Origin of the sequence: Streptosporangium sp. NPDC006013 (assembly GCF_040614275.1) — a bacterium.
Lineage (GTDB): Bacteria > Actinomycetota > Actinomycetes > Streptosporangiales > Streptosporangiaceae > Streptosporangium.
In genome coordinates, this window is the sequence record NZ_JBEXUE010000843.1 from 1 (window position 1) to 2,241 (window position 2,241).

The window sequence follows — 2,241 nt, forward strand, 5'->3', positions numbered from 1 at the left end:
TCACCGGCCGCCACCGCACCCCGCGTCACGAACACCAACCGTGAATCGCGATACCGCTCATCGGCCAGCCACCCCTGCAGCACAGTCAGAACGCGCGCGTTCAGCTCGTGCGTCGCCCGCACCACCGCGCCGGCCTGGTCGGAGATCACTTCGGTCACCACAACACCCGGCGCCTGGTCGTCCCCGAACGCCGACGCGAGGTCGAACGTGTGGATGTCGACCGTCGGCGGGGCGGGGTCGGTCACCGGCTCCACCCGCGCCGACGGCAACGCCGTCCACTCCACCCTGAACAGGGGGTCCCGCTTGCTCCTCCGGCCACCTTCACCGGTGCCCGCCGTGATCGGGCGCATGACGAGTGACCGCGCCGTCAGCACCGGTTCGCCCGCCGCATCGGCCACCGCCAGCGAGATGGCATCGCCCTCGGTCTTGGCCAGCCGTACCCGCAGAGCCGACGCGCCACCGGCGTGCAGGCACACCTCACCCCAGGAGAACGGCAACCGGCCGCCCTCGGAATCGTCCAGCCCGGCGAAGGTCACCATATGCAGCGCCGCATCCAGCAACGCCGGATGAACGCCGAAGGAGCCGGCGTCCGACTCGAGCCGACTCGGCAGGCTCACCTCGGCGAAGATCTCATCATCACGTCGCCAGGCCGCCCGCAACCCCTGGAACAGCGGCCCGTAACTCAGCCCGCCCTCGGCTAGCCGGCCGTACAGCCCGTCCAGCTCGATCGCGGACGCGCCCTGCGGCGGCCAGACTTCGGTATCGAGTCGCTCGGCGGTCTGGCCCCCGGCGGCGAGGACGCCGACCGCGTGCCGTACCCACGGCTCGTCGTCGGCGGACTCGGCCGACCGGGTGTAGATACTCAGGTCGCGTCTGCCCGACTCCTCCTCGCCCACCCACACCTGCACCGATACGACGTCGGTTACGCCCAGGACGAGCGGCGCCGCCAGGGTGAGCTCCTCCACCAGATCGCAGCCGACCTGGTCACCGGCCCGGATGGCCAGCTCCAGGAACGCGGTGCCGGGGAACAGCACCCTCCCGCCCACGACGTGATCGGCCAGCCAGGCCTGCGACCCCAACGACAGCTGGCCCGTCAGCAGTACGCCGTCCGAAGCGGCCAGCGCCACAGCGGCGCCCAGCAAAGGATGCCCGGCCGCGGTCAGGCCCAGGTTCCGAGCGTCGCCCATTCGCCGGGTGCTGGGCCAGAACCACTCGTGCTGGAACGGGTAGGTGGGCAGGTCGATCCGGCGCCCACTCGGCAGCACCTGCCGCCAGTCCACCGGCACCCCGTGCACATGCAGCTCGGCCAGCGCCATCATGGACGCTGTCGGCTCGTCGCGGTCCTTACGCAATACCGGGACGAGCACGGCATCCGCGTCGGCGGCGAGCGTGTCGCCGGCCATGGCGGTCAGGACACCGTCGGGGCCCAGCTCCAGATAGGCCCGCACGCCCTGGCGGTGCAGGGTGCGGACGCCGTCGGCGAAGCGGACCGCGCCACGGACCTGGTCCACCCAGTAGTCCGGCGAGCACAACTGCTCGTCCGTGGCCACGTCGCCGGTCACGTTCGAGACCACCTGAATTTCCGGCGGACTGTAGGTCAGCGTCCGGGCCAGGGCGCGGAAGTCCTCCAGCATCGGGTCCATCAACGGCGAATGGAACGCATGCGACACCCGCAACCGCCGCGTCCTGACCCCCCGCTCTTCCAGGACGGCCGCGACGCTGAGGACCGGGCCCTCAACCCCGGATATCACCACGGCGTTCGGGCCGTTCACCGCCGCGATCGACACCTCACCCGCATGCCCGGCCAGCAGCGTGGCGACCTCCTCCTCGGACGCCTGCACCGCCACCATCGCCCCACCGGCAGGAAGCGCCTGCATCAACCGCGCCCGGCCCGCCACCAGCGCACACGCATCGGCCAGCGACAACACTCCCGCCACGTGCGCCGCCGTGATCTCCCCGACCGAGTGACCGGCCAGCACATCGGGCACCACGCCCCAGGACTCCATCAGCCGGAACAGCGCCGTCTCCAGCGCGAACAGCGCCGGCTGCGCCCACCCCGTCTGATCCAGCAGCCCGGCCTGATCACTGCCCGGCTCGGCGAAGATGATGTCGCGCAGCGGCCTGTCGAGCAGCGGGTCCAGCTCCGCGACCACCGCGTCCAGGGCCTTGGCGAACACCGGGAACCGCTCGTACAGCTCGCGGCCCATCCCCGCCCGCTGGCTGCCCTGCCCGGTGAACAGC

The 2,241-nt window shown here is 71.5% G+C and carries 1 protein-coding gene; it reads right to left on the reverse strand.

What is annotated here, in order from left to right:
- Positions 1 to 2,241, reverse strand: a 2,241-nt coding sequence (locus ABZ260_RS50210) for an acyltransferase domain-containing protein (RefSeq protein ID WP_355632816.1), incomplete at both ends; no start/stop codon positions are given.